The sequence below is a fragment of the Longimonas sp. genome (assembly GCF_046498435.1).
Classification (GTDB): Bacteria; Bacteroidota; Rhodothermia; order Rhodothermales; family Salinibacteraceae; genus Longimonas.
In genome coordinates, this window is sequence record NZ_JAWOAR010000294.1 from 1 (window position 1) to 7,026 (window position 7,026).

At 58.1% G+C, this 7,026-nt stretch carries 5 protein-coding genes and 1 pseudogene; 1 reads left to right on the forward strand and 5 read right to left on the reverse strand.

Annotated elements, in window-relative coordinates; genetic code table 11:
* Positions 1-404 (forward strand): annotated as a pseudogene (locus R6U20_RS11415) (hypothetical protein); the annotation flags it as partial.
* 1 nt (position 405) lies between these two features.
* Here R6U20_RS11415 and R6U20_RS11420 read toward each other — a convergent pair.
* From R6U20_RS11420 to R6U20_RS11440, 5 genes are all read right to left on the reverse strand, one after another.
* Complete coding sequence (locus R6U20_RS11420) at positions 406-1,596, reverse strand: class II D-tagatose-bisphosphate aldolase non-catalytic subunit (RefSeq protein ID WP_410337985.1); 1,191 nt, start codon at positions 1,594-1,596, stop codon at positions 406-408.
* A gap of 68 nt (positions 1,597-1,664) precedes the next feature.
* Complete coding sequence (locus R6U20_RS11425) at positions 1,665-1,808, reverse strand: hypothetical protein (protein ID WP_410337986.1); 144 nt, start codon at positions 1,806-1,808, stop codon at positions 1,665-1,667.
* Positions 1,809-2,006: 198 nt separating this feature from the next.
* Positions 2,007-3,452 carry a nucleotide sugar dehydrogenase gene (locus tag R6U20_RS11430; RefSeq protein ID WP_410337987.1) on the reverse strand — a complete coding sequence of 482 codons (1,446 nt, stop codon included), beginning with the start codon at positions 3,450-3,452 and terminating at the stop codon, positions 2,007-2,009.
* A 58-nt stretch (positions 3,453-3,510) separates the two neighbouring features.
* Positions 3,511-5,418 carry a hypothetical protein gene (locus tag R6U20_RS11435; protein ID WP_410337988.1) on the reverse strand — a complete coding sequence of 636 codons (1,908 nt, stop codon included), beginning with the start codon at positions 5,416-5,418 and terminating at the stop codon, positions 3,511-3,513.
* A 160-nt stretch (positions 5,419-5,578) separates the two neighbouring features.
* A complete protein-coding gene (locus R6U20_RS11440) occupies positions 5,579-6,619 on the reverse strand; it encodes a GDP-mannose 4,6-dehydratase (RefSeq protein WP_410337989.1) in 1,041 nt (346 codons plus the stop codon).
* Positions 6,620-7,026 lie beyond the last annotated feature (407 nt).

Here is a 7,026-nt window from a genome sequence, read left to right on the forward strand (position 1 = left end):
TCAAGGTGCTCTATGCGCACTGGGAGCGTGAAGGCCGGGAGCTACCTCCGTTGCGCTCGGCCTACCGCTATCTGGCCCGCCACGGCTATGACCGCAGGAGCCTGCAGTCCGGGCGACTGGAAAGCGGTCCCAAAAAAGCCTTTGCAAGTGCCTATGTCAATGAGCTCTGGATGGTGGACTTCTCCCCCGGCCCGACGATCCGCACGGCGGAAGGCAAGGTACTGCGGCCCCAGCTTTGCGTACTGATCGATGACGCCTCGCGGCTGATGCCCTTTGCCGCCTACTACCCAAACGGCAATACGGAGGGGGGCGCCTTGCCTGTCCTGAACTCGATTCAGGATCTGGATGACTATAATGTGGGAGTTCATACGTTACCCCATGAATCATCTGTGACAGAGCAGTAGGCTACTCAAGTCGCCCCACCACATTAAGAGCGTGCATCATGTCTGTTACAGCGCTACGCAGCCGCCACGTTACATAGGCATCGCCATCGCGGTAGGCGGCAACCTGGTCGTACAACGAGGCACGCGCTTCCTCGACAGCCGGATGCGCCCACACGTACCGGCTTCCGGTAGCCAAGAGCGTCTCTTGTTGGTCGGCAGACAGCGCATCAAAATCGGCCCCTGCGTCCGTGGTCCACTTGCGCCAGCGTCCACTCTCTACAAGCACATCACGGAGCGTATCGTGCCATGTCGGCGTAGCACCAATGGATTTGGCGAGGCTCTCCAGTTCGCACAACGATTCGTATTCTATGGCTGAGAGTCCCGGCCCAATATTCGCCCCGCCGACGCCGCATCGGGGATATGCATCAAGCATTTCGACAAAATCGCTGTAGTGTGCCTTCACCAGCGCACCGAACGAGCGTACGTGGCGCACCACCTGCCGCGCATGGTCGGTATCGAACTGCCCAGTGCCGAACGACGTGCCCACATCGCTCACCACAAACGTCGGCTGCTGCTCGGGGGGGATGCCATCGTAGAGCTGCGTAAGAAAGGCATCCAGGCGCGCATGCGAATCGTCTACCGCTGCCGGGGCCACCTCCTCAATACCCACCTCATAGGTGACGCGCGAGTAATTGTGCTCTTGACGGTACGCCTCGGTCCACGAAAGCAATTCTTGCGTACGCTGCACCATCGTCTCAACCGGAAGCGGCCCCTCTTCGTGCGGGTCGATGGTCGTATCAATATGCACATACCGGTAGCCTGCATCCAGCGCGGCTCGAATGGTGGTCTGCGTACCGGCTTTGGCCTCAGACCATGGCACGCCGGCAATGCGCTCCGCATCTTTGCACCACGGCCCGCCATGGTCTACGCAACAGAGGACGGTTGGCGTGGGACTCAGCTGACCGCAAAGCGCTTCCACCCGATCCACGAGCGCACGAGGCGTCCAGCCCGTGTACCCGCCGTCTACGTCGACCTGGTTGCGGGTCGCAGCAATAAGCAGCGGGGCCTCTGCATCGGATGCTGCGGCCAGCGCGCCGCGGAGCACCGCATCCGATGTTGGGCACACGGCCAACAGCGTGTAGGCAGCGCTCTGATCGCGAAGTGGAGCGACCCACTCAGCTAACTGATCCTGTTCACTGATGCGTTGATCCATAGGCATAGGATGCGGACTGCGCATCCCCAAAAATGCAAAGCAAGAGCGGATCGTTTACACACGAGCCGTTAGTGCACAGACTGGCTCGACCCCAGGTAAATAATTACGGCCAGAAGCACCGCTGGCACCAAAATACTGGCAACAGGCATCCACTCAAGTCCAAGCGGAATTGAGGTCGCCGTTTCGGACTGGGCAGCAAGAAGTATGGACATAATACAGACACGGGTATACGACACAATAAAACGGGCTGCTGTGTACCCCACAGAACAGCCCGTTGTTGCAGATGCTACAGACAGACCCAATTCGGCAAGCCTATCCGTACACGCCTTGTCGTTTTGCATGCACAACCCATCTTGTGCCCCGCCCATCGCTTAACTGCACGGCTTAACTGCGCGCTGCCCACGCGATAGCTACACGGTAGACGCATGCGAGGTGACCACGTTTTTGTGGACGCCATTTTCGGCCTTTCCGTTTTCATGGCCGCCGCCCAGCAGTCGAATCTTGCTGCGCCGTTCGTCGCTGACATCGCTCAAGGCATTGCGCGTGTCTACGATCGCATTCGCATGCGTGGCGATCATCTCCGTATCGAACGCCTCGTGATTGGTGATGAGCACCGCCACGTCGTATGCCTGAAGCACCTCGGGGGTAAGAGCTTTCTTTTCTACAGAATGCGTTTCGCCATCAGAGGCGCGCACAGCAAACGTCTCCACATGCGGATCCGCAAACGCGACCTGGTCGATTCCCTTCTCGCGCAGCAGACGGATAACAGTTTCGGCAGGGGAGTGCCGCGTGTCGTCTACATTGCCCTTAAAGGCCACGCCCAGCACAAGCACTTTTGCATCGCGCAACCGAACTGGCTGGCGTGCAATCTGCTCCACAACGCCTTCGGCCACGTAGTACGGCATGCTCTCATTCACACGCGCCGCCAGCGTGATGAAGCTGGTCTCAAAGTCATAGCGGCGGGCCAGCCACGACAGGTAATAGGGGTCTATAGGGATGCAGTGGCCGCCGAGCCCAGGGCCCGGATAAAACGGCATAAATCCGAACGGCTTCGTCTTGGCGGCATCAATGACATCCCACATCGAAAGGTCTTCGACCCGGTCGCAGAGCTTCGCAAGCTCGTTTACCAACGCGATGTTTACCGAGCGGAAGATGTTTTCGAGCAGCTTCTCCATCTCCGCCACTTTGGGCGAGGGCGCAACATGAATCTCGGCGATGATTTCGCGGAGGGTTGCCTCAGCCACCGTGGTGCAGGCTTCCGTCACCCCGCCCACCACGACCGGTGTGTTGGCTGTAGTAAACTCTTTATTGCCCGGATCAATGCGCTCGGGACTAAACGCCAGGAAGTAATCTTCGCCCAGCGTCATTCCTTTCTCGGCGGCGGCTTCTTCCAGAATCGGCTGTACCACCCCCTCGGTCGTATCGGGATACGTGGTGCTCTTGATAATGATGAGCTGCCCCGGACGCAGGTGCTCAGCAATCGAGCGTGTAGCCGACTCGATGTAGGTCGTGTTGGGTTCTTTGTGCTCGGTTACGGGCGTGGGCACGCACAGGAAGAACACATCGATATCGCCCGCCTCCTCGTACGTTGTTGTAGCGCGCAGGCGTCCCTGCTCAACGAGCGAAGCAACCTGTGCATCTTCCAGATCGTCAATGTAGTTTTCTCCGGCATTGAGCTGCTCGGTGCGGGTCTCGTTGAGCTCGATTCCAATAGTTTCAAACCCGGCTGCTGCATACTCTACAGCCAGCGGAAGGCCCACGTATCCCAACCCCACTATACCAATGGTTGCGCTGTGGTCATGAAGTGCCTCAAGAAGCAGATCGGAAGCTGTTTCGGATTGTCCGTTTGTGTTCATGATTCAACCTGTTGATGGCAAAGGCAAAAAAGAAGCAAGAAGATCAAACGCCGCCTGGTTACGACGGGCTCGGAATTGGAGAAGAGGGAGCAGCATCGGTCGTTTCGGAGGCGGTCATCAGCGTCATGCCAAGCTCATGGCAGGGAATATCAAGCGGGCGAGTTGCCTCAATGGCAGCGGCACGTTCGGCCTCGTCCATATCACGAAGCGAGAGGAGCACTCCTTCAACATGATACAACCGGCAGATAGCTGCAAGCCGGTCGCCTGTCCCCAAAACGGGCAGCCCCTGCACGCGCTGCTCTTCCTTGAGCGGGTCGTCATCCACAAACCCAACGGGGTTGTACGCAAGCTCTGGGTTCTGCCGAATTTCGCGGAGGAGCAGCGCCCCGGAGTCGTTGGCTCCGTAGATCACCACGCGCGGCCCCTTCGTTTCGTGGGCCAAGAAATACTGCCGGAGCCCTCGGAAGCCAAACCGCACGCCCACAACGGACAGTGTCACGATCATCCAGTCGATGATCCAGACGGATACCGAAAACGTCTCCCACGAAAAGAAGGCTCCCCATACGCCGCCCCCAACCCCAGACGCCAGCACCGAGGCTCCGATCGTGCGCACGATTTCGGGCGTTCCTGCATGGCGCCAGATGGCTCGGTACATCCCCATGGCAGAGAACACAATGATTTTTGCCGAAATGAGCAGCGGCAACACCTCCAGCATCCGCTCTTCCTGGCCGGGTGTGAGCCCCTGCTCAAAGCGCAAGTAATGAGCCATCACAAAAGCAGCAGCCAAAAGCGCACTATCTGCAAACACGCCAAACACGGCTTTCCATCGGTGTCCGAACAGCCGAAAGAGCAGGTGGGCGTTCTGCATCTCCGAAGTCGACGGGCGAACGGGGGCCCCATCGCCTGAGGTGCCAACGGCACTGGTATCATCCTCTTCAGCGTAAACATTGGCGCGTGCCAGATACACGCCAAACACAGTGAGCGATACACCTGCTAGCGCCGAGAGCGCATAAAAGAGCAGCGTATCCACAAAGAGCAGCGCCAGCGCCAGCACGCCCCCGGCTGCGCTGATCGCGTATAGCGTGAGCACAGCCTGCGCCTCCGACAGTCCCAAGAACACCAGCCGATGCGACGTGTGGTCGCGTCCGCCTTTCGATACCGGGCGTCCCATCCAACGGCGGACGATCATCACCATAGTGGTGTCCATGATTGGTACGGCCAGTACAGCAAATGGCAGAACCATCACGGCAAAAGACGCCTGCACAGGCACTTCCGTCTGTACGACAAGCGCAACCGCACCCAGCATATACCCCAGAAAGAGGCTCCCGCAGTCTCCCATGAAGATTTTTGCGGGCTTAAAATTGAAGACCAGGAAACCGGCTGTTGCGCCCGCCACTGCCGCCATGATGCCAACGACAGCCGGGAGCCCAGTGACGACACTTACGACAAGCATGACAAGCGCCGCAATACCCGCCACCCCTGCCGCAAGGCCATCCATGTTGTCGAGCAGATTGATGGCATTGGTAACACCTGCTACCCAGAGAAACGTGAGCGGCCCTGAGATAGCCCAGTGCCAGTCGCCCATGAAGAGATACCCCTCCATCATAAGAAGGGCAGTCGCCACAATCTGAGCAATGAGCTTCCCAGCAGGAGGCACCCCCTTCAGGTCGTCGTACATGCCAGTAGCAAAAAGCAAAGCGCCGCCGACCCAAACCGGCCAGAGCAGACCGATTGTGCCGCTGGCTGCGCCCCCAACAAATGCTGCACCGACCAAACCAATGCCCCCCATGAGCGCCGTTGGCGTAGCATGCCACCGGTCTTCACGTGGGTACGCCACCCATCCCATGCGCTTCGCCAGGCGAATCACAAGGGGCGTGGTGACCAGTACCGTTACCAGCGCACTCCCCGCCGCCAAAGCCACCAGCCCATACGGATGCGCAGCGAGTGCTCGTAACGCTTCAATCATGGGTCAGCGTAGGTTGTAATTATGCAAAGGCATAGAAATGAGCAGGCGCATGCGCCTTGAGGTTGGAAATACGTAGCGCTTTTTCCTGCTGTGCAATGCCATCTATTGCGCTCTTTTCGTATCGTGTGATGCGCAAAGAGGTACTTCTTTTTCAGGTGCACTATGCCGCATTAAACGCATCAGCCGTTAGAGACGCAACCGGCGCTTGGGGGGACGAGCGTTGTCTTTTTTCTCGTGCATGCGCAATCACATCATTCAAGATTGTTTCGAGGGCGCGTTCGGGGCGCGTTCCGATGGTCTGTTCAAGCTTGGTCATGTCGGGCGTGCGGCGGCGCATATCTTCAAATCCTTCGCCATAGGCTTCCTCATAAGGCACGTGTTCAATTGGCACATCCGTGCCGGTCATCTCGCGCACGCGTTCCGCCAGTGTGTTAATCGAGACCGGATTGGGCTGCCCAATGTTGAAGACATCTCCGTAAGCTGCCTCAGTATTCATGAGGGCATCTACGACCTCCACCGCATCCAACACATGCGTAAAGCATCGCGTCTGGCGGCCATCGCCATAGACTGTAATGGACTCGCCAGCCAGCGCTTGCTTTACAAACGAAGGCACCACCATGCCGTACTGCCCGGTTTGGCGTGGGCCCACGGTATTGAAAAAGCGAGCAGCAATGACCGGTACGTTGTACTCACTCGCATACGCCAGCCCCAGGAACTCATCCATCGCTTTGGTACAGGCATAAGCCCATCGCCGCTTTGAGGTAGCGCCCAGCACCCACGGGCCCTCTTCGGCGAGGGTGTCGAGGTCGTCAACGGTTTCGAGCGCCTTGCCATACACCTCCGACGTGGAGGCAACTAAGGTGGGAAGCATGTGGGCATGGGCAATTTCGAGCACATGCTCGGTGCCGCGCACGTTTGTGGTAATGGTTTCAACGGGATGCTCCAGGATGCGCTTTACCCCAACAGCGGCTGCCAGATGCACAATGCGGTCGCATCCATCGGCGGTCTCCTCCAGAGCAGGCTTATCGCACACATCGCCCACCGTAAGCGCGAACCGTTCATGATCAGCCAGGTGGGCAATCGTATCGAGCGAGCCCGTCGACAGGTTATCGAAGGCGTGGACATGGTGCCCCTGTGCCAACAGATGGTCCGCCAGGTGGCTTCCGATAAATCCGGCACCGCCCGTGATGAGGTAACGCATGAATAGATGATGTCGCTTTAGATTGGATAAAACCGATTACAGCATACAAGGACGAAGCGCTCCTGTCGTTCGATGTGCATCAATATTGCAGGAAGTTTATAATGAAAGCGCTTTATCTGCCCTCTTGTTGTGCTCTTTCCGCTACAGTGAGACGGTTCCATCCCACTGCAGACCCAGCATGAGCCCGATCTGCGTGCCGTCGAACTCGCCCCAGTCCACTGCAACAGAGCTACGAAGATGCATTCCGTACGTCTCCGACAACAGGTAGCGTACATCCAAATGGGTAGCATACTGGTCCTGGCGGAGCTGACTGCGGGGGATGGTTTCGAGATCAGGCGGGACTTCATTATCAGAACCGATGCGGTTTTAAGAGGGCTGCTGACCCATGTGGTTAAGGATGATGTGAA